The sequence below is a fragment of the Tsukamurella pseudospumae genome (assembly GCF_001575195.1).
Classification (GTDB): domain Bacteria; phylum Actinomycetota; class Actinomycetes; order Mycobacteriales; family Mycobacteriaceae; genus Tsukamurella; species Tsukamurella pseudospumae.
The window spans coordinates 1-19,682 of sequence record NZ_LSRF01000017.1; the positions used below are offsets into that span (position 1 = coordinate 1).

Below are 19,682 nucleotides of genomic sequence, written 5' to 3' on the forward strand. Positions count from 1 at the left end.
GCCGCGCCGGGACCTCACGTATCCGGTCAGTGAACGTCGCCCGATCACACTCATCGTTCCGGCATCGGTATCGCGTCTTCCACCAGCGCAACCTAATTGGATCATCTCCGTATCGCACATCACGTGGATACGTGACCGAATGATCCTTGACGAAGGTCGAGACGACACCACATGACGGGCACGCAGCAGCATCCGGATCGCAGGTGATCACCTCCACCAGCCGCGTCCTATCCGGCAATGCCGAAACGCTCGTGACCTGCAGACCTTCCAGGCCCAGCAACAACGAAGTAGGCTCGCTCATGCCCCTGGTACTCCTCACCGAAATCGGAATGTGTCGCAACATCCAGATTTCCGGAGACCAGGGGCTCCTCACGTCACCGACACGCCGAAGCCGCCGAAGCCCTGACCAGGCACTGCCCGCTCAAGCTCGAAGAGCCCTGTTGCGGCCGGATCCTCTGCTGCTGGCCCGCGAACTCGGCGCGGGCCACGAGCCCGTCGCCGGCGGGCAGCACACCGGGGTGCGGAGCGCGGCGTACCTCGGCGCGGCGGTGATGGTCGTGACCCAGATCGGGATGACTGCGGTGATGACGATGACCCCGGTGCACATGCAGGCCCATCATCACGGTCTGGGCGCCGTGGGCATGGTGATCGGCCTGCACATCGCGGGCATGTACCTGCCCTCGCCCATCACGGGCGTGCTCGTCGACCGGGTCGGGCGGATGCCGATGGTCGTCGCTTCGGGGGTCGTCCTGGCGGCGGCGGGGCTGCTCGCCGCGGTCGGGTCGGGGGACTCGCTGTGGGCGAACATCGTTGCCCTGGTCCTGCTCGGGGTCGGCTGGAACTTCGGGCTGGTGGCCGGAACCGCGCTGGTGGTCGACGGCACGGAGCTGGGCGACCGGGCGCGGGTGCAGGGCAAGGTGGACGTGCTCATCGCGCTCGCCGGCGCCGGTGGTGGTCTCGCATCCGGCGCGGTCGTCTCGGCGTGGACCTACCCGGCGCTCGGGCTGGGTGTGGCGGCGCTGACCGTCGTCGCGCTCGGCGCCGCCGTCGCACGCTGGCGTCCGGCGGCCCGTCCGGCGCTCTGACCGTGTGGTGGCCTCAGCGGGGTTGTACGAGGCGCCGGGCCGCCTCGACCGCGGCGGCCCGTCTGTCCGCAACCGATCGCTCGGTCTGATCGTGGAGACGCGGGTGCCTGTTCGGAACTGCCTGATCCCGCGCGATGCTGACGAGCATGCCGACGAGCTCTGGGGCGTGCCAGAAATCGTCGATCAATCCCAATGACTGGGCGCGGCGGATCTCCGCGACTTTAGCCCGGAGCATCGCTACGCGCGGGTCATCGGCCGGCAAGGGATCCGTCACTTCCAGTTCCGCCCAGAATTGAAGTCGAGCGTTCTCGGGGTGTTCCAAGAAATCGTCGAACAGCCTGCCGACGTATCCGGGAAGATCGTCGCCGGAGAGTGCGAGGTCGTAGGCTGTGCGACTGATCCATTGACTGGAAACCTCCGCGAACAACTGCTCCTTGCTGTCGAAATAGGCGTAGAGCCGGTCCTTGCTGGCCATCGCGTCCGCGGCGATTCGATTGATCCGCGCGCCCGCCAATCCGTACCGCGCGAACTCGTTTTTCGCGACGGCGAGAATTCTGTCCCGTGTTGCTTGGCCTGCCGCTCGCATGCGCCCCACGATACCTCAGGCTTCCGCGGCGATGCGGACCGGCGCGAGGATCAGCGGGTAGTGCGAGCGTATGCGCGGAGTGCAGGTTCTGCCGGAACCGAATGGCGAGGAATGGACCGGGTGAATTGCTGCAGGTAGTTGTTCGCGATGATCCCGATGTTCTCCTGGATGGCCGGCAAGGTCTTCGTACATGCACTCGCGTTGATCGATGCCTTCTGCAGCGGCCGCCCCGGGTTGGACAGTGTCGCCCGTATCAGGCTCGCCGTGATCGGCAGCCCGACGGCGGTCGCGTGATCGGAGGGGAGCGAGAGCGGGCCGCCGCAGGTCCCCTGCAGGCTGACGTTGGTCACGTTGGGCCCGGGCGGCAACGACTGGGATTCACCGTGGACGCTGGGCTCGACCACATTGCTGAAGTTCAGGTAGAGAACGGTGTAGTTGACCTCCGGATAGGTCATGCCGCCGCGGTTCAGGGTGGAGATGAAGTGCGAATCGGGTCGTTGCTGCCAGAGCGCCGGTGAGCAGAAGGTGTTGATGACTCCGCACCCCAGGAGATTGACGACGGCAGATCCGTGATTGTCGGGGTCGATCCCGATGAGGTTGTCGACCATGTGTCGGGTGTCCGGCCAGAATTTCAATGCCCATCTCGGCAACGGGCCACCGCCTTGGCTCCAGCCCACGATCTGGACCTTCTTGCCGCTCGACGAGTTCATTTTCCGTAGGGCGTGAACAACGTACTCGGCGCTGCGCTGGATGTCCGCATTCGCCTCGTCCGGCAGTGTCACGGAGCAGAAGGGAGTGCCTTCCTCGCGAAAGGCCTTCATCGAGTTCCAGCCGAAGGCCGACTCCGGGGTCGATGCGGTTCCGGGGATCAACAGAACGGGTTCCGGACCGTCCTTGCCGAGCGGCTTCGGGCAATTCATCGCTCGGTCCAGAGCTGCAGTGGGTTCGCTGAGTTCGGGTCCTGAAGGGGCGCCTACTGCGGTCGACGGCGTGAAGAGAGAAGCGAGCAGCACTGCGAGTGTCGCACTTCCCGCGATGCGTGGTCCCTGCCGAATTCTGTGCCGTGTCGGAATCATTGTTCTGTCCTTCCCGAACCAAGTGGTTCGGGAAGGAGGCTACAACGATATCGGCGCATCTGTCATGGGAACGTACGGGAACGCATGGGACGGCGCCGAGCGTTGTGGGCCCGGCCGGGGGGCTCGTCGATCAGGGGGCGAGGTGCTCGCGCAGGGTGCGGGTCATCGCGCCCGCCGCCGCCGACGGTGCCGCCCGCGTCGCGAGGGACAGGTTGGTCCTGGCGGACCGGGCGATCGGCACCGTCGACAAGCCCGGGCGTCCGCCCGCCATCGAGGCCGTGAGGACCGCGACGCCAGCGCCGCGCTCGGCGAGCGCGAGCAGCGCCTCGGGGGAGTGGGCCTGTACGGCGGGGTCGACGACGGTGCGCTCGGCGGCGCAGGTGAGGTCGAGCGCGGTGCGCACGCCCGTGCCGGGCGGTAGGCACAGGACGGTGCGAGTGGCGAGGTCGGCGCAGGTCACGGCGTCGCGGCCGACCCACTCGTGGTCGCCCGGGACGACGGCCGTCAGGGGTTCGCGGATCAGGCGGTGCGCAGTGAGGCCGTCGGGAAGGGGGTGGGCGTGGGCGACGAGGGCGACGTCGAGAGTGTTCGTGCTGAGGCCCGCGATGAGCTCGTCCGAGTTGCCCTCCGCGACCTCGACGGTCACCGTCGGATGGTCCGCGCGGAACGCGGCGAAGCCGGCGAGGTAGCCGGGGATCGTGCAGCCGATGACGGTGCCCAGGCGCACGTGACCGCGGACCACGCCCGTGAGTTCGTCGGCGACCGTCCCGATCGCTGCGACCGCTGCGAGTGCGGCGCGGGCGTAGGGGACGAGCGCCGTTCCCTCGGGTGTCAGCCCGACGGTGCGGGTACCCCGGTCGAGGAGGCGATGGCCGAGCTCGCGCTCGAGCTTCGCGACCTGCGCGGACACCCCGGACTGGGCGACGTGCAGCGCGTCGGCGGCCGCGGTGAAGGAGCCGCGGTCGGCGACGGCGACGAGGTAGCGGAGCTGGTGCAGTTCCATCACTGAAGATGATAGGTCGAATCAGATTCAGCTGTTGGACTTCTTCGCTCGGCGGTCGCAGAGTGGAGTCATGACCGAGAACAGCACACCCCGCCAGCTCGCCGAGACCTACTTCCGCTGCTGGGAGGCGAAGGATTTCGAGCCCCTGCGTCCCCTCCTCGCGCCCGACTGCCGCTTCGCCGGGGTTTTCGGTGTGGCGAACGGACCGGACGAGTTCCTGGCCGGCCTGAACGGCATGGCGCAGGCGACCGACTCGCTCGAGATCCGTGCCCGCCTCGCCGACGATCACGACGTCATCACGTGGTTCGACCTGGGGATGGGCGGAGCCCCGGCGACGGCGGTCGCGAACTGGACGCACGTCGAGAAAGGCCTGATCACCGCGGTGAACGTGACCTTCGACCCCCGCGAGATCCTGGCCGCGTCGGCCTGACCGGCGACCGCGGATCCGCTACCGAGCGCGGATGCCGTCGGTGAGGGTCGCGATGACGGTGCCCAAGAGGAGATCGAGTTCCTCCGGCCCCGCGCCGAGATCGCCCGGCCGCCACGCGAGGGCGAGCACGCCGTTCAGCGCCGCCGACAGGGCGGTGGCGGCGCGATCGGGGTCCAGGTCGGGCCGGGCGGTCCCGGCCGCGACGCCCTTGCGCAGCACTGCGGCGAGCTTCGCGTTCTGCTCCCGGGTGAGCTCAGCGATCCGGGCCACCGCGTCGGGGACGTCCGGCGGCTCCACCAGGATCCGGAACTCGTAGGGCCGCTCCCGCGCGAACCGGGCGTACTCCCTGGCGGCCAACAGGATCGTGGCCTCGGGGTCGCCATCGGTCCGGTAGGCCGCGTCCATGTACGCGCGGTTCTCCTCCATGGCCTGCTCGGCGACGGCGGTGAGCAGCGCGGATCTGCCGCCGACCCGGTTGTAGATCGTCTGCACCGCCACATCGGCCCGCTCGGCCACCGCCTCCAAGGTCATTGCGTCGGCGCCGTGGACGGCGACGATCTCCCGCGCGGCGTCGACCACCGCGCGCCGGTTCGCTGCGGCCTTGCGTTGCGCACGGGTGGGTTCCATGTCCAATACTGTAACCCAAGACATAATTGGAAGGTCTTCCAATTATGGAGGTTATTCCAGTATGGTTCGGAACATGACGCGCACAGACATCACCTTCCGATCCGGATCCGGCACCATCGCCGCCTGGCTGTACCGGCCCGCGGGGGCCGAGGGGGAGCGACGGCCGATCGTCGTCCTCGCCCACGGCCTCGGCGGCGTCAAGGAGGAGCGGCTCGACGCCTTCGCCGAGCGCTTCGCCGCCGCCGGCTACGCCTGCCTCGTCTTCGACTACCGGCATTTCGGGGCCAGCGGCGGCGAGCCCCGCCAGCTGCTCGACATCGGGCGGCAGCTCGAGGACTGGCGCTCGGCGGTCGCCTTCGCCCGCACGCTCGACGGTGTCGATCCCGACCGCGTGGTCGTCTGGGGCACGTCCTTCGGCGGGGGACACTCGATCGTCACCGCCGCGGACGACCCGCGGATCGCGGCGGCGATCGCCCAGTGCCCCTTCACAGATGGGCTCGCCTCGTCGTTCACGATCCCGCCGCTCACGTCGCTGCGGCTCACCGCCGTCGCGCTGCGGGACGCCGTGGGCGGTCTCCTCGGGCGCGCGCCGGTGACGGTGCCGAGCTACGGCGCGCCGGGCACCGTCGCCCTGATGACCTCACCCGACTCCGCGTCGGGCATCGAGGGGCTCCTGCCCGCGGACGGTGGCCGCGAGATCCGTAAGGACATCGTCGCCCGGTTCGCGCTGCAGATCATCCGGCACTTCCCGGGGCGGCGGATCAAGGACGTTCACGCGCCGCTGTTCCTGGCGATCGCGGAGAAGGACACCGTCGCGCCCGCCGGGCGCACGCAGCGGTACGCGGCCCAGGCCCCGAACGCCGAGATCAAGCTCTACGACGCCGGCCACTTCGACATCTACGTGGGCGACGACTTCGAGCGCAACGTCGCCGATCAGCTCGATTTCCTCGCGCGCCACGTCCCCGTCGCCTGATTCGTCCACCTTCAAGGAGAACCATCGTGTACCGACTCGCCGGCCGCACCGTCGTCGTCACCAGGCCGCGGCGCTCGGCGGCGCGGCCGTCGCCCACGGATGGGCCGCCGACGTGCGCGACATCGAGAGCGTCCGCATCGCGATCGATGAGGCGGCAGAGCATTTCGGCCGCATCGACGTGGTCGTCGCGAACGCCGGTCTCAGCTCGATGCTGCCCATGGAGTCGCTCGATCCGGAGGGCTTCGAGCGCGTCATCGACGCGAACCTGAACGGCGTGTGGCGCACCTTCCGCGCCGCGCTTCCGCGGGACTCGCGCGGTTACCTCCTCGCCGTCTCATCGATGGCGGCCTTCGTGCATTCCCCGCTCAACGGTCCGTACACCGCGAGCAAGGCCGGGGTGTGGGCGCTGTGCGATTCGACGCGACTCGAGGTGAGGCACCTCGGCGTCGATGTCGGTAGCGCGCACCCCACCTTCTTCAAGACCCCGATGATGGACGCGGTGCACGAGGATCCCGCCGGACGGAAGCTGTGGGGCGACAACGCCTCCGGTCTCTGGGCGATGATCCCGATCGACGACGTGGTGGAGGCGGTCGTCGACGGGATCGAGCGCCGGTCCGCCATGATCGTGGCCCCGAAGCGCAACGCGCTTGCGGCGCGCATCCTCGGGCTGATCCGGCCGCTCGTCGATCGCATCGGCTTCCCCGGCGACACCGTCCCCGAGGCCATCCGCCTGGCGTCCTCCCCGCAGCGGACGGAGAGGGAGACCGGGGTCGATACGCTGGCCCGATGACCGAGAGCGATGGGCGCCGCTACAGCGGCGTCGCGGCCGGTGCCCGGCGCGAGGAACGCCGGGTCCGGTTCCTCGACGCCGCGCTCACCGTGGTCGCCCGGGACGGGGTGGCAGCGGTGAGTGCGCGCTCGCTGTGCGCCGAGTCGGGCCTGCATGCGCGGTACTTCCGTGAGGCCTTCGACTCGCCGGACCAGGTGCTCACCGAGGCCTTCGACCTTCTGGCCGAGGCGGTCATGGCGCGGGTGGCCGGCGCGATCGGCGCGGTGCCCGACGGTCCGGATGTCCTCGAACGGAAAGTGCGTGCGGGCGTGCGCGGCTCGCTCGCCGCGGTGGACGACGACGACCGGCGCGCCGCGCTGCTCATGAGCGCGGACGTGCACCCCGGCCTGCGCGATCGGCGAGAGGCCCTGATCGACCTGCTCGCGGGTGCCATGGCCGCTCAGGCCGCGGAGATCCTCGACGACCCGCCCGACCCCGCCGACGCTCTGCTGTCCGCGCGCCTGATCGTCGTGGGCGGGATGCACCTGTCCATCGCGGCCGCAGCCGGGCGGATCGACGCGACCGTCGAGGTGATCGAGGAGGTCATGGTCGCCGACATCCTCAGCAACCGCGAGCTCGCGGAGGTGCTGCGGCGGCTTCGCGCGGAGTAGCGGGGCGGTATCGGTTCCGAGAATATTGTGGCTACATGCTGTAGCCAGATTGAGTTACGCTCGGGGCATGACTCTTGCAGCCCCGCGCACCGTCGACAGTCCCGAACGCTTCGACCGCGACCCCGAGTGGGCCGCGGGGACCGTCCGCGTCCTCCGGATCCTCCAGAAGGACCGCCGCCCGTTCACCGCCGAGGAGCTCGACTGGGCGCGAGAAGCGGTGAGCCGCGGCGACGAGCTCGGGAACCGGATGGGGCGGGCGGTGATCGACGACCGCGCGTTCTCGATGCGGGATCTCGACGCCGCACTGGCGTCCGGGACCACGCCGAATCCGGTGCTGCAGGAACTCCTCGACGCTGTCGGCTCCGCCGCGACGCCGTCCTGGGTGGACTTCGCCGCCTGCGAGCGCGGCGCCGCGGTCTGCCGGCGGTCCGGTTCGCTCGGCCTCGACGTGCTCGCAACGGCGTCGCTGATGACCGGCTACACGACCTCCGCGACCACGCGGCAACTCGTGGCCACCGGGCGCCTCGTCGACGGTGTCGACGCGCGCATCCACGAGACCACCCAGTGGTGGTCCGAGATCATCGGCGGCGACGTGCGGCCGCACGGGCGGGCCTGGCGGTCGGCGGTGAAGGTCCGGGTGATCCACGGGCTCGCGAACACGACGCTGCTGCGCCGCGAGGACTGGGACCTCGCCGAGTGGGGCGTACCGATCAACCAGTCGGACCAGCTCGGCACACTGGGGCTCTTCTCGACGACCTTCGTTCTGGGACTGCGTCTACTGGGCATGCCCGTCTCCGCGGACGAGGGGCGCGACGTGATGGCGCTGTGGCGCTACGTCGGCTGGCTGCTCGGCATCGACGAGCACGTCCTGCCCGCGACGGAGGGCGAGGGTCGGCGCCGGATGGTCCAGATCGGCCAGTACACGCCCGGACCGGACGCGGACTCCGCGGTCCTCGGCCGCGCGCTGTACGGCAACTGGGGGCGGCACGCGTACCCGGTCGGGTCGGCGCTCCGGAAGCGCTTCCACCAGCGCTACCTGGGCAGCATCGAGAGCGTGTTCGCGGGGCCGCAGGGCCTGCGCGACCTCGGCCTCCCCGCCGCGATGCCGTGGGCCCTGCCGGTTGCGTGGGCGACGAACCTGCCGGTCCACCTGGCCTCGCGCCTCTCCCCGTCGGCCCGCCGCTGGGCGACGGTCCGCGGCGAGCGGCGGATCGCTGCCTGGTTGCAGCGGAACCGTCCCGCCTGAGGGGAACTCAGGCGGGGCCGTCCTTGGCGATGGTGCGGCCGATCCGCCGGAGCAGATCGGCGGCGTCGGCCATCGATCGTGCAGGATCGGGCTCGAGCTCGGCGAGCGCCAGCGCCCGCTGGAAGCCCGCCCCGTGGATCTGGTCCGCGCTCAGGAGGTTCCGCCCGGACACGGCGATGACCGGGATTCCCGCGGCACGCGCCGCCGCGGCGACGCCCACGGGGGCCTTGCCGTGCAGCGTCTGCTCGTCCAGCGAGCCCTCGCCGGTCACGACGAGGTCGGCGCCGTCGAGCTTGGCGGCGAAGTCCGCCAGTTCGAGCACGATGTCGACGCCGGGGCGGGCGCGCGCGCCCAGCACCGCCATCGCGCCGAAGGCGGTGCCGCCCGCGGCACCCGCACCCGGGACGTCCCGGGCGTCGTGCCCGCCGGCAGCGGCGAGCAGGTCGGCGAAAACCCGCAGCGCGGCGTCGAGTAGTGCCACGTCGCCCGAGGTCGCGCCCTTCTGCGGGCCGTAGATCGCGGCCGCGCCGTCGGGGCCGAGCAGGGGGTTGTCGACATCACAGGCCAGGGTGAACCGGGCCTGCGCGGCCGCCGGGTGCAGGCCCGACAGATCCACCCGCGCAGCCCGGGCCAGCGCCGCGCCGCCGGGAGGGAGCGGCGCACCGTCGGCGTCCGTGATCGTGACCCCGAGCGCCTGGAGCATGCCGGCGCCCCCGTCGGTGGAGGCACTGCCCCCGAGGCCGATCACGATGGCCCGGGCCCCGTCGTCGAGGGCGTGTCGGATCACCGTGCCCAGGCCGAAGGTGGTGGCGCCGAGTGCGTCCGGCACACCGTCGGGCAACAGCTCGAGGCCGACCGCCGAGGCGAGCTCGACCACCGCGGTCCCACCGCCCCGGGCGTACGAGGTGGACACCCGGGCGCCCGTGGGGCCGGTGGTCTCCACTCGGACCCGCGTCCACCCCGCGGCCACCGCCGCGTCGACGGTGCCGTCGCCCCCGTCGGCGATCGGGGCGCGCAGCACCGTCCACTCCGGACGGACCTCGGCGATGCCCCGGGCGAGGGCGTCGACGACCCCGACGGCCGACAGCGAGCCCTTGAACTTGTCGGGCGCCAGCAGCACTCGCATGACGACTCCCTAATCCAGCAGGAGGAGCGCGGTCGGGGCGTCGGCGCCGGCGAGTGCCAGCTCCTCGAACTCGGCGACGTTGTCGAGCTCGGTGCCCATCGCGATGTTGGTGACCTTCTCCAGGATGATCTCCACGACCACCGGCACCTTGTGCTCGCGCGCCAGGGACTGCGCCTTGCCGAGGGTCTCGGCGATGAGCTCGGGGTCGGTCACGCGCAATGCCTTGCAGCCCAGTCCCTCGGCCACCTTGACGTGGTCCACGCCGTAGCCCTTGGGAACCTCCGCGATCGCGGCGTCGTGGGCCTCCGACACGTCGGCGTTGATGTTGTCGAAGCCGAGCTGGACGTGGAAGTCCATGTCGAAGGCGCGCTGCGCCTGGCGGATCAGGCCGAGGTAGGAGTTGTTCACCACGACGTGCACGTAGGGCAGGTTGAACTGCGCCCCGACCGCGAGTTCCTCGATCATGAACTGGAAGTCGTAGTCGCCCGAGAGGGCGACCACGTCGGTGCCGGGCTCCGCCTTCACCACGCCGAGCGCGGCGGGAATGGTCCAGCCGAGCGGGCCGGCCTGGCCGCAGTTGATCCAATGGCGCGGCTTGAAGACGTGCAGGAACTGGCCGCCGGCGATCTGCGAGAGGCCGATGGTGCTCACGTACCGGGTGTCGCGGCTGAAGACCTTGTTCATCTCCTCGTAGACCCGCTGCGGCTTGACCGGGATCTCGTCGAAGTGCGTGCGGCGCTGCATCGTCCGCTTGCGCTCGGCGCAGGACTCGACCCATGCCTCGCGGTTCGGCAGGGTGCCCGCCGAGCGCCGCTCGCGGGCGATCTCGACGAGCTGGTCGAGCGCGGCGCCGGCGTCGGAGACGATGCTGTAGTCGGGCGCGAAGACCCGGCCGATCTGCGTCGGATCGATGTCGACGTGCACGAAGGTGCGTCCCGCGCGGTAGACGTCCAGCCCGCCGGTGTGCCGGTTGGCCCAACGATTTCCGATGCCCAGCACGAAGTCCGAGGCCAGCATCGTCGCGTTGCCGTAGCGGTGCGCCGTCTGCAGCCCGACCATGCCGGCCGCGAGCCGGTGGTCGTCCGGGATCGTGCCCCAGCCCATCAGGGTGGGGATCACCGGAACGTCCAGCAGCTCGGCCAGTTCCACCAGCTTGTCGGAGGCGTCGGCGTTGATGACGCCGCCGCCGGAGACGATCAGCGGGCGCTCCGCGGCCTGGAGCATGTCCAGGGCCTTCTCGGCCTGCGCGCGGGTGGCCGCCGGCCGGTACACGGGCAGGGGCTCGTAGGTGTCCGGGTCGAAGTCGATCTCGGCGAGCTGCACGTCGATGGGCAGGTCGATGAGGACCGGGCCGGGTCGACCCGAACGCATGAGGTGGAAGGCCTGCGCGAACACGCCGGGGACCTGCGCGGGCTCCAGCACGGTCACGGCCATCTTGGTGACGGGCTTCGCGATCGACGCGATGTCGACCGCCTGGAAGTCCTCCTTGTGCAGGCGCGCGACCGGAGCCTGCCCCGTGATCGCGAGGATCGGGATGGAATCGGCCATCGCGGAGTACAACCCCGTGATCATGTCGGTGCCGGCGGGGCCCGACGTACCGATGCAGATGCCGATGTTGCCGGCCGTGGCGCGGGTGTAACCCTCGGCCATGTGCGAGGCGCCCTCGACGTGCCGGGCGAGCACGTGACCGATGCCGCCGTGCGCGCGCAGCGCCGCGTAGAAGGGGTTGATCGCCGCGCCGGGCACGCCGAACGCCTGCGTCGCGCCCTCGAGTTCCAGGATCTTCGCCGCAGCTTCAGCGGCACGCATACGAGCCATGTCAGTACTCCAGTGTGGTTGTGGTCAGGGAAGTTTCGGGTGTCAGCTGCTGCGGCCGGACAGGCGCTCGACGCCGCGCAGCAGCGCGGAGTGGTCGAGGCCGCCGTCGCCGTTGGCGCGGGCCGAGGCCATGAGCTGGGCGACGAGGCCGCCGAGCGGCGCGACGACGCCGGCCTCGCGCGCGGCGGAGGTCACGATGCCGAGGTCCTTGTGGTGCAGCTCGATCCGGAAGCCGGGCTCGAACTCGCGGTCGAGCATCTTCTGCGCCTTCTGGTTCAGCACCGCGGAACCCGCGAGGCCGCCGCCGAGGACCTGCGCCGCGGCCGCGGTGTCGACGCCGTAGGCCTCGAGGAAGATGATCGCCTCGGCGAGGAGTTGGATGTTGCCCGCGACGATGAGCTGGTTGGCGGCCTTGACGGTCTGGCCGGAGCCTGTGGGGCCGACGTGCACGATGGTCTTGCCGACCACGTCGAGGACCGGCTTGGCGGCCTCGAAGTCCGCGGGAGCGCCGCCGACCATGATGGACAGCACCGCGTTCACCGCGCCGGCCTCGCCGCCCGAGACGGGGGCGTCGATGAGCCGGAAGCCGCGCTCGGACGCCTGCTCCGCGAGCCGGGTGGTCACGTCGGGGCGGATGCTCGAGAAGTCGATGATCAGTGCGCCGGAGGGGGCGTTGTCGAAGACCCCGCCCTCGCCCGCGAGGACCGCCTCGACGTCGGGGGAGTCCGGCACCATCACGGCGATGACCTCGGCGTCGGCGACCGCGTCGGCGATCGACTCCGCGGCGCGGCCGCCCGCGTCGACGAGCGGCTTGGCCCGCTCCGGCGTGCGGTTGAAGCCGGCCACGGTGTGCCCGGCGTTCTGCAGGTGCACGGCCATGGGGCTGCCCATGATGCCGAGTCCGATGAAGGCGATGTTCGTCATGAGGAGTTCCTTTGCTGGAAGAGGAGTTCAGGAGGCGGCGACGACGGCGCTGCGCTCGGCGACGGGGAGCCAGGCGAAGGGGTCGCTCTGGCTCTGCTTGTACTCGAGGCCGATCGGGCCGCGGTAGCCGACGCGCTCGAGGTGGGCGAGGTGGCCGTCGAGGTCGAGGGTGCCGGTGCCGGGCTCGCCGCGGCCGGGATCGTCGGCGATCTGGACGTGCCCGATGCGGGCCGCGTAGGCGTCGATCGCGGCGCTCACGTCGTCGCCGTTGACCTGCAGGTGGTAGAGGTCGGCGAGCAGGCGCAGCGCGTCGACGCCCTGCTCGTCGCGCACGCGGTCCATGACCGCGATCGCGTCGGCGGCGGTGAGGAGCGGGTACCGGGGCGCGCCGCTCACGGGCTCGATCAGGACGACGGCGCCGGTGCGCGCCGCGGCGCGGCCGGCCGCGGCGAGGTTCTCCGCCGCGACGGCGTCCTGCTCCTCGGGGGCGACACCGTCGATCCGGTTGCCGTACAGGGCGTTGAAGGCGGGGGTGCCCAGGCGCTCGCCGATCCCGACGGTCACCTCGATGTTGTCGCGGAACTCGGCGACGCGGGCCGGATCGGAGAGGATGCCGCGGTCGCCGTTGGGCATGTCGCCCGCGAAGAAGTTCAGGCCCGTCAGCTGCACGCCGGCGTCCTCGATCGCGGTCACGAAGGCGTCGACCTGGCGGTCGCCGGGGACGGCGGTGGCGAACGGCCACCAGAACTCGACGGCCTCGAAGCCCGCCTCGCGGACGGCGCGGGGGCGCTCGAAGACGGGCAGGTCGGCCAGCAGGATCGAGCAGTTGACCGTGTACTTGGCGGGGGCGTTGGCGCTCATGGGGCTCCTTCTTCAGGCAGGACGTACGGCGGTGCAGGTTCTGGCGAGGTCGATTCGACCTGCTAGCTTTCGCCTGTCGGAAAGATCATTTCCGTACTATGGAATTGTTGCATGTGATGGGAGTCACGTCAACCCCGTTTCGCGGGGTTGGTCCGGGCCGGCCCGGAGACGACGAAGCCGGAGTGCGCGTTGGGGGGTGCACACTCCGGCTTCGGGGCGACGGTGTCGTCGGTCGGGCCGCGACGGGCCGGCTCAGTGGCCGCTGCTGGGCTTCGGCGGATTGCTCCGCTCGTCGGGGACGGCCGCGAACACCGAGACGTCCGGTCTGTTGCCGGCCTTGATCTCGTTGAACAGGAAGTTGAGGACCACCGCGACCACTGCCGCCGCGCTGATGCCCGAGTGCATGATGGTGCCGACCGCGGTCGGGAACTGGTCCCAGAACTTCGGCGCCGCAACGGGGATCATGCCCATGCCGAGCGCGACCGCGACGATCACCATGTTGAGGTTGCCGTCGAAGTCGACGCGGGAGAGCGTCTTGATCCCGCTCGCGGCGACGGAGCCGAACAGCACGATGCCGGCGCCGCCCAGGACCGGGTACGGGATGGCTGCGATCACGCGCCCCACCACGGGAAGGAGGCCCAGGACGGCGAGGATGCCGCCGCCCATCGCCACCACGTAGCGGCTCTTGATGCCCGTCAGGGCGACGAGCCCGACGTTCTGTGCGAACGCGCTGCACGGGAAGGCGCTGAACGCCGGTGCCACGGTCGTCGAGAGCATGTCGGCGCGCAGGCCCGACGCCACCCGCTTGGCATCGACGGGGGTGTTCACGATCTCACCGATGGCGAGGATGTCGGCCGTGGTCTCCGTCATGATCACGAGGATCACGATGGTCATCGAGATGATGGCGCCGATCTGGAAGGTCGGCGTCCCGAAGTGCATCACGGGCGGCAGCGCGAACACGGGACCGGTGCCGACGCGGGAGAAGTCGACCTTGCCGAAGATCGCGGCGATGCCCGTTCCGACCACGATGCCGATGAGGATCGACAGTCGGGATATCGCGCCCTGGAAGAGCCGGCTGATCACCAGGATGATGAGCAGGGTGAGCCCCGCGAGGCCGATGTTGGCGGTCGATCCGAGATCCTTGGCACCCGCACCGCCCATCGACCACGTGAACGTGGTCGGGAGCAGCGACAGGCCGATGACCGTGATGATCGTGCCCGTGACGACCGGCGGGAAGTACCGGATCAGCTTCGCGAAGATCGTCGACAGTGCGAGACCGATGAGGCCCGCGACGATGATCGCGCCGAAGATCGGACGCACGCCGCCGTCCTTGGCGATGGCCGTCATCGTCGAGACGCTCGCGAACGAGAGTCCCTGCACGATGGGCAGTCTCGCGCCGAACGGGCCCACGCCGATGGTCTGCAGGATTGTGGCCAGGCCGCTGACGAACAGGCCGGCGGTCACCAGCAGGCCCATATCGGTGGCGGACAGTCCGGCCGCTCCGCCCACGATCAGTGGGGGAGCGATCACGCCTCCGTACATCGTGAGGATGTGCTGGAGACCGTAGATGAAGGTGCGTCCGAGGGGGAGCTTCTCGTCCTCGGGCCGCTCGACGGTGGCGCTGGCGGTGGTCATCGTCTCAGTCCCTACTAGCAGAATCCGGGAACGCCGTGCCACGCCGAGCCCGCCTCGGGGGCGTCGTCGCGGACGACGCTCGCCTCGATGAGGCCGTACGGGCGGTCGGCGGCGATGAAGACCTCACCCGGGTTCTCCACGCCGAACGGCGAGAGGTCCACGAGGAAGTGGTGCTTGTTCGGCGCCGAGAACTTGATCTCCGCGACCTCGGGGTGCTGCTCGAGCACCGACTCACCCATGCCGTACAGGGTCTGCTGCAGGGCCTTGCTGTGGATCTCCGCGAAACGCTGCAGCAGGATCGCGCGGATCGAGGCGAACGAGGCGTCCCAGTCCACGTCGGTGTGCGCGTAGCGCCACTTGGCCACCAGCGAGGTCGCGAGGATCCGGTCGTCGGTCTCCTGCAGCGTCGTGTACTTGTCCTTGAGGAACCCGTGGAATTCGGAGCCGGTCGACTTGAGCAGCGTCAGGTCGTGAATGCCCGTGACCACGTTGGCCTTCCGGTCCGCCCCGCGGCCGTCGATGTTGACGATGGTCGAGCGGATGCCGCCGCCCGAACGGACGAAGGCGTGATCGTGGTCCTGGCCGTCGACCTGGATGCGGTCCCACGGGTACTCGTGCACCTCGATCCGGGCGCCGTCGGCCTTGGGCGTCGAGTCGATGAAGTGACCGCCGAGGGTGAGGGCGTAGTCCTCGATGGCGCCCACGCCCTTCTCCTTGGCGAAGGCGAAGGCGGTGTTCTTCTGAGTGTCGGTGGGCAGCACCGCGGCCTGGTCGCCGCTGCGGTGCGCGTCCGTGAAGTCGCCGCGGAGGGCGGACGAGACGTTCAGGTCGCGGATCGTGTGGCGGGCAGTGTCGCGGTAGACCCGCATCACGCGGTTCTCGGCCTTGCCGTACTGGTTGGGGCCCAGGTGGATTGCCATGATGGTCAGCTTCCTTTGTAGGTGGAGTAGTGGAACGGGCTGAGCAGGAGGGGGACGTGGTGATGGGGCACGGCGCCGTCCTGCGCGATGAGACTGAAGGTGATGGCGACCTCGGGGAAGAAGTTCTCCTGCCCGGTGGTCGCGGCGTAGCCGGCGACGTCGAAGGTGAGCCGGTAGACGCCGGGCGTCAGGTCGTCGGGGCCGAGGTCCTTGACGCGTCCGTCGTCGTCCGTGACGCCGTGCGCCACGGGGTCGACGGTGCCGCCCGGGCTGATCCGGTCCATCCGGACCGGTACGCCGGCCGCCGGGACACCGCGCGCGGTGTCGAGGACGTGAGTGGTGACGGTGCTCATGAACGCCTCTCTGTGAGTTCGTCTTCCAGATCCAGGACGCGGGCCAGGCGGCGCAGTGCGATGCCGCGCAGCTCACCCGCCGTGGCGACCGCCTCGGTGGCGTCGTCGTTCTCGAGCCGCTGCTGCAGCTTCGCCAGTACCGTCTGCGCATCGAGACCGGCGGCGTTCACCAGGAAGACGCGATCGAACCGCGCCTCGTACGCCTGGTTGCCGGCCAGGAGGGCCGCCCGGGTCTGCTCGTCGGTGGCGACGCTCGACTGCTCCTTGCGCGACCACGCGGCCTCGGTCGAGGCGCCCTGGGCGCGCTCGCCGATCCGGGGGTGGGCGGCGAGCGCGCGATCCACGTCGGCCGGGGTGAACGCGCCGGCGGCGGTGCCGGCGACGCGCAGGGCCTCCCCGGTGTCGGCGTAGGGCCGGCCGGCGAGCACCGTGTCCGCCCACGAGGGCACGTCGCAACACGCGAGGAGGGTGGCTCGGAGTTCGGCGCGATCCGCCGAGTTGAAGCCTTCGAGGTCCATCTGACCTGCCTTCTTTCGGTCTGCGGAAGAAGTTTTCCACTAATCGAAGAATGACATGTGAGCTGCGTCACGTCAACAGTTTGTTGAAAAATTGTTGCGGGCTACCATCGGGTGGTGCGTCTGACAGCGGAGTTCACCAGCGAACCCTTCCACGGGGAGGGCGAGGTCCCACCGCACGCGGAGCGCGCCGTGGAGGCTCTGCGCGAGGCCGGGCTGGAGCACGATTTCGGTCCGCTCGGCACGTCCGTCGACGGCGAGGCGAACGCGGTACTGGAGGCCCTTCGCGATGCTCTGACCAGGGCGTTCGCGAGTGGAGCGACGCGGGTCACCGTTCAAGTGGATCGCCTGCCGTGACCGAGTCGGTGCATCCGCTCGTCGCCGCGGTGCGGGAGCTCGTCGACCGGCTCGACGGCGAGATCGTCGGCGCGGAGGGGCTCCGGACCGGTGACGTCCCGCTCGTCTGGGAGGGAGAGACGGTCGCGGGGGTGCGGCTGCCGTCGGCGGACGTGCCCGTCGGGGATCTCGACGGTCTCCTTGCGAGCCTCGCGGATGAACTGGGGGCGCCCCTGAACCGGCTGGACCGCGGCGAGAAGCAGCGCGCCGTCCGGCTCCTCGAGGAGCGTGGCGCGTTCTCCTACCGCAAGTCGGCGGAGGTGGTCGCCGAAGCGCTGGGCGTTACTCGGTTCACCGTCTACAACTACCTCAACCGGATCCGCGGCTGACCTCGATCAGCCCACGGATCGCGGCGTCGGCCACCGCGGCCGGCACCAGCCCGATCAGGGTTCGGTACACGTACCCGTCCGCCGCGGCGAGGAGCAGACGCGCGCGATCGCGATCGCCGTCGAGTAGTGCGGTGGCGAGGTCCTCGGTGCCGCGGAGCGCCTCGCGGACGATCTCTCGCAGGCCCGGATCGGTGATGGCTTCGGCGAGGTAGGCGTACCAGACCTTCGCGCCGAGCCGCTGCGTATCGTCGCCCGGGATGGCGTGCGTGAGGAGGGTGAGCAACGCCTCGCACGGGTCGTCCGGAACGGGGTGGGCCCACGCGGCGAGGGCCAGGTACGAGGTCAGGGCGTGCCGGAGGATCGCGCTGCGGGTGGGGAAGTAGTGCTGGATGCGGCCCATGCTGATGTCGCCGCGCGTGGCGATGCGCCGCAGCGTCACCGCCGCGATGCCCTCCTCGGCGATGATCGTCCACACGACCGCGTCGATCTCCGCGCGCCGCTCCGCGTGGTCCACCTGTTTCGGCACCCGCCGATCGTAGCAATGCGGGTGCATCGCGACTCCGTTACAATGCGTATGCATTGCAAAGGAGGTGGTTCATGACTCGCCGTGTACGTCGGGCCGTCGCGGTCGTGCTGGCGGCGACGGCGGTCCTCGCGGGCGCCGGCGCGTACCTCGTGAAGGACCCGAGCCCCGTCGGGTACTGGCGGACCGCGGCGGCGCGCGAGACCTATCTGGAGGCGTACCGTCGGGCCTTCCTCGACCTGCCCGCGCCCACCGGGACCTGGGACGTGCGCACTGATTTCGGGGTCGTGCGGGCGTACCGGTTCGGGGCGCCGACGCCGGGGCGGGCACCCGTGGTGCTCGTGCCGGGGAGGTCGTCGGGCGTGCCGATGTGGGCGGACGTGCTCGCCCGCCTCCGCGATCGGGAGGTCTTCGCCATCGACGCGCTGGGCGACGCGGGGATGAGCGTGCAGGACCGGCCGTTCGGCGGTGCCGCGGATCAGGCGGCGTGGCTCGACGAGACGCTGGCGGGGCTCGGCCTGAGCCGCGTGCATCTCGTCGGGCACTCCTTCGGGGGATGGAGCGCCGCGAACCTCGCTGTCCGGTACCCGCAGCGGGTGGCGACCCTGACCCTGTGGGAGCCGATCCTCGTCTTAGCGGGGCTGCGGTGGCAGATGTACGTCGCGACCCTCCCGTCGGCCCTGCCCTTCCTGCCGGAGTCGTGGCGGCGCAAGGGGCTCGAGTCGATCGGCGGCGCCGAGGGCGGCGATGCGACCGGGAGCGCCATCGGCGCCATGATCGATGCCGGGGCCGCGGGGTACCGCGCCGCGCTGCCGACGCCCGAGCAGCCCGACGGTGCCGCCCTCGCCCGACTGACCATGCCCGTCTTCGTAGGACTCGGGGCGCGCAGCGCCGTCACCGACACCGCGGCCGCCGCGCGGGTCGCCCGGACACTCCCGAACGCGACGGTCCGGGTGTGGCCGGAGGGCACGCACTCCCTGCCCATGCAGTACGCGGACGAGTTGTTGGCCGAGCTGTCCGCGCTGGAGGCCCGTCGACCGAATTGACTTGTTGTACGCCTTCGTACAGCGACGTACAATGAGTGCGTGACCACCGTCAGTGCGAGCGAGGCGCGGCAGACCCTGCCCGCGCAGTTGGACCGTGTCGAGGCGGGGGAGCAGGTGCGGATCACGCGGCACGGACGGGTGGTCGCCGTGCTCGTCTCGCCCGATGCGCTGCGTTCGCCGCGTGCGGCGGCTGCGTGGGCGGCCGCGGACGCGATCGGTGCGCGCCTGGAAGCGGCCCGGCGGCGCCCCCTCAGGCCGGGAATCTCCGTCGAACGGGCGGATGAGCTCGTCCAGGAGATCCATGCGGACCGGCAGGCACGGTGAACCCACTCGTCGCCTTCGACGCAGACGTCCTCATCTACGCCGGACAGCTCGGCCACCCGTTGGGACGCCGGATCGTGCGGCTGTTTCCCGACGCGCCCGACGAGATCGCAGGAGTGGGGTCCCTGGTCCTCCTGTCGGAAGTCCTCGCGAAACCCATGCGCCTCGATCCCGCTTCCGCGGATTCGCAGCGACTCCTCGAACTGGTCGGTCGGCTCGACCTCTATCCCCTCGATGACTCGACGGCGCAGCTGGCACTCACGCTCGCGATCGCGTACAAGCTCAAAGCCGCGGACTCGGTACACCTCGCGACGGCGATCGTCGCGGGGGCCGATCGGTTCCTGACCAACAACCGCAAGGGCTTCCCGAAGACGATCACCGAGATCGACATCGTCTACCCGGACGACATCCCCGATCCCGACGAATCCGACGGCGTTCCCGCGCAGTGA

Annotated in this window: 25 protein-coding genes; 11 read left to right on the forward strand and 14 right to left on the reverse strand. The window is 70.4% G+C overall.

What is annotated here, in order from left to right:
• A partial coding sequence (locus tag AXK60_RS26320) for a transposase family protein (protein ID WP_175399974.1) occupies positions 1–301 on the reverse strand: 301 nt, incomplete at its 3' end.
• Positions 302–440: 139 nt separating this feature from the next.
• Here AXK60_RS26320 and AXK60_RS09290 point away from each other — a divergent pair.
• On the forward strand, positions 441–1,085 hold the full coding sequence (locus AXK60_RS09290; RefSeq protein WP_068570873.1) for an MFS transporter: 645 nt from the start codon (positions 441–443) through the stop codon (positions 1,083–1,085).
• A 13-nt stretch (positions 1,086–1,098) separates the two neighbouring features.
• Here AXK60_RS09290 and AXK60_RS09295 read toward each other — a convergent pair whose 3' ends face one another.
• From AXK60_RS09295 to AXK60_RS09305, 3 genes are all read right to left on the reverse strand, one after another.
• A complete protein-coding gene (locus AXK60_RS09295) occupies positions 1,099–1,671 on the reverse strand; it encodes a TetR/AcrR family transcriptional regulator (protein WP_068570874.1) in 573 nt (190 codons plus the stop codon).
• Positions 1,672–1,721: 50 nt separating this feature from the next.
• Positions 1,722–2,591, reverse strand: coding sequence for an esterase/lipase family protein (locus tag AXK60_RS09300; RefSeq protein ID WP_068570875.1), 870 nt, complete (start codon positions 2,589–2,591; stop codon positions 1,722–1,724).
• 286 nt (positions 2,592–2,877) lie between these two features.
• The gene (locus AXK60_RS09305; protein WP_068570876.1) at positions 2,878–3,750 is read right to left on the reverse strand and encodes a LysR family transcriptional regulator; all 873 of its coding nucleotides are present in this window, start codon (positions 3,748–3,750) and stop codon (positions 2,878–2,880) included.
• A gap of 70 nt (positions 3,751–3,820) precedes the next feature.
• On the opposite strand from AXK60_RS09305, the gene AXK60_RS09310 reads away from it, so the two are divergent.
• Positions 3,821–4,180 carry a nuclear transport factor 2 family protein gene (locus tag AXK60_RS09310; RefSeq protein ID WP_068570877.1) on the forward strand — a complete coding sequence of 120 codons (360 nt, stop codon included), beginning with the start codon at positions 3,821–3,823 and terminating at the stop codon, positions 4,178–4,180.
• An 18-nt stretch (positions 4,181–4,198) separates the two neighbouring features.
• Here the strand turns inward: AXK60_RS09310 and AXK60_RS09315 are convergent, their stop codons facing one another.
• On the reverse strand, positions 4,199–4,807 hold the full coding sequence (locus AXK60_RS09315) for a TetR/AcrR family transcriptional regulator (protein ID WP_068570878.1): 609 nt from the start codon (positions 4,805–4,807) through the stop codon (positions 4,199–4,201).
• 73 nt (positions 4,808–4,880) lie between these two features.
• Here AXK60_RS09315 and AXK60_RS09320 point away from each other — a divergent pair, with 73 nt between their 5' ends.
• From AXK60_RS09320 to AXK60_RS09335, 4 genes are all read left to right on the forward strand, one after another.
• Positions 4,881–5,780, forward strand: a complete 900-nt coding sequence (locus AXK60_RS09320) for an alpha/beta hydrolase (RefSeq protein ID WP_082777932.1) — start codon at positions 4,881–4,883, stop codon at positions 5,778–5,780.
• Positions 5,749–6,570 carry an SDR family NAD(P)-dependent oxidoreductase gene (locus AXK60_RS09325; protein ID WP_244881077.1) on the forward strand — a complete coding sequence of 274 codons (822 nt, stop codon included), beginning with the start codon at positions 5,749–5,751 and terminating at the stop codon, positions 6,568–6,570. The genes AXK60_RS09320 and AXK60_RS09325 overlap by 32 nt, the downstream gene beginning before the upstream one ends.
• Entirely contained in the window at positions 6,567–7,220 is a 654-nt protein-coding gene (locus tag AXK60_RS09330; protein ID WP_068570880.1) for a TetR/AcrR family transcriptional regulator, read from the forward strand. The genes AXK60_RS09325 and AXK60_RS09330 overlap by 4 nt, the downstream gene beginning before the upstream one ends.
• A 67-nt stretch (positions 7,221–7,287) precedes the next feature.
• The gene (locus AXK60_RS09335) at positions 7,288–8,466 is read left to right on the forward strand and encodes an oxygenase MpaB family protein (RefSeq protein ID WP_068570881.1); all 1,179 of its coding nucleotides are present in this window, start codon (positions 7,288–7,290) and stop codon (positions 8,464–8,466) included.
• Positions 8,467–8,473: 7 nt separating this feature from the next.
• Here the strand turns inward: AXK60_RS09335 and AXK60_RS09340 are convergent, their stop codons facing one another.
• The 8 genes from AXK60_RS09340 to uraD all read right to left on the reverse strand — a co-directional run bounded on the left by AXK60_RS09340 (position 8,474) and on the right by uraD (position 16,621).
• Positions 8,474–9,592, reverse strand: a complete 1,119-nt coding sequence (locus AXK60_RS09340; protein ID WP_068570882.1) for a glycerate kinase — start codon at positions 9,590–9,592, stop codon at positions 8,474–8,476.
• Positions 9,593–9,601: 9 nt separating this feature from the next.
• Positions 9,602–11,410, reverse strand: coding sequence for a glyoxylate carboligase (gene gcl / locus AXK60_RS09345; protein WP_068570883.1), 1,809 nt, complete (start codon positions 11,408–11,410; stop codon positions 9,602–9,604).
• A gap of 42 nt (positions 11,411–11,452) precedes the next feature.
• On the reverse strand, positions 11,453–12,334 hold the full coding sequence (locus AXK60_RS09350) for a 2-hydroxy-3-oxopropionate reductase (RefSeq protein ID WP_068570884.1): 882 nt from the start codon (positions 12,332–12,334) through the stop codon (positions 11,453–11,455).
• Between the two features lie 27 nt (positions 12,335–12,361).
• Complete coding sequence (locus tag AXK60_RS09355; protein ID WP_068570885.1) at positions 12,362–13,195, reverse strand: hydroxypyruvate isomerase family protein; 834 nt, start codon at positions 13,193–13,195, stop codon at positions 12,362–12,364.
• A gap of 252 nt (positions 13,196–13,447) precedes the next feature.
• Complete coding sequence (locus AXK60_RS09360; protein WP_068570886.1) at positions 13,448–14,830, reverse strand: nucleobase:cation symporter-2 family protein; 1,383 nt, start codon at positions 14,828–14,830, stop codon at positions 13,448–13,450.
• A gap of 14 nt (positions 14,831–14,844) precedes the next feature.
• Complete coding sequence (pucL, locus tag AXK60_RS09365; protein ID WP_068570887.1) at positions 14,845–15,750, reverse strand: factor-independent urate hydroxylase; 906 nt, start codon at positions 15,748–15,750, stop codon at positions 14,845–14,847.
• Positions 15,751–15,755: 5 nt separating this feature from the next.
• Complete coding sequence (gene uraH / locus AXK60_RS09370) at positions 15,756–16,103, reverse strand: hydroxyisourate hydrolase (RefSeq protein ID WP_068570888.1); 348 nt, start codon at positions 16,101–16,103, stop codon at positions 15,756–15,758.
• Entirely contained in the window at positions 16,100–16,621 is a 522-nt protein-coding gene (gene uraD, locus AXK60_RS09375; protein ID WP_068570889.1) for a 2-oxo-4-hydroxy-4-carboxy-5-ureidoimidazoline decarboxylase, read from the reverse strand. Before uraD ends, uraH begins: the two co-directional genes overlap by 4 nt.
• Positions 16,622–16,735: 114 nt before the next feature.
• Between uraD and AXK60_RS27365 the strand changes: the two genes are divergently transcribed.
• Positions 16,736–16,975 carry a thiamine-binding protein gene (locus AXK60_RS27365; RefSeq protein WP_068570932.1) on the forward strand — a complete coding sequence of 80 codons (240 nt, stop codon included), beginning with the start codon at positions 16,736–16,738 and terminating at the stop codon, positions 16,973–16,975.
• Positions 16,972–17,343, forward strand: coding sequence for a helix-turn-helix domain-containing protein (locus AXK60_RS27370; protein WP_197466802.1), 372 nt, complete (start codon positions 16,972–16,974; stop codon positions 17,341–17,343). Before AXK60_RS27365 ends, AXK60_RS27370 begins: the two co-directional genes overlap by 4 nt.
• Here the strand turns inward: AXK60_RS27370 and AXK60_RS09390 are convergent.
• A complete protein-coding gene (locus AXK60_RS09390) occupies positions 17,324–17,869 on the reverse strand; it encodes a TetR/AcrR family transcriptional regulator (protein WP_068570890.1) in 546 nt (181 codons plus the stop codon). The genes AXK60_RS27370 and AXK60_RS09390 overlap by 20 nt on opposite strands.
• 71 nt (positions 17,870–17,940) lie before the next feature.
• Here AXK60_RS09390 and AXK60_RS09395 point away from each other — a divergent pair, with 71 nt between their 5' ends.
• From AXK60_RS09395 to AXK60_RS09405, 3 genes are read left to right on the forward strand one after another with little or no spacing between them, the layout of a single operon-like run.
• A complete protein-coding gene (locus tag AXK60_RS09395; protein WP_068570891.1) occupies positions 17,941–18,912 on the forward strand; it encodes an alpha/beta fold hydrolase in 972 nt (323 codons plus the stop codon).
• A gap of 39 nt (positions 18,913–18,951) precedes the next feature.
• Positions 18,952–19,236: a type II toxin-antitoxin system Phd/YefM family antitoxin gene (locus AXK60_RS09400; RefSeq protein WP_068570892.1), complete on the forward strand. Its 285-nt coding sequence runs from the start codon at positions 18,952–18,954 to the stop codon at positions 19,234–19,236.
• On the forward strand, positions 19,233–19,682 hold the full coding sequence (locus AXK60_RS09405) for a type II toxin-antitoxin system VapC family toxin (protein WP_068570893.1): 450 nt from the start codon (positions 19,233–19,235) through the stop codon (positions 19,680–19,682). The genes AXK60_RS09400 and AXK60_RS09405 overlap by 4 nt, the downstream gene beginning before the upstream one ends.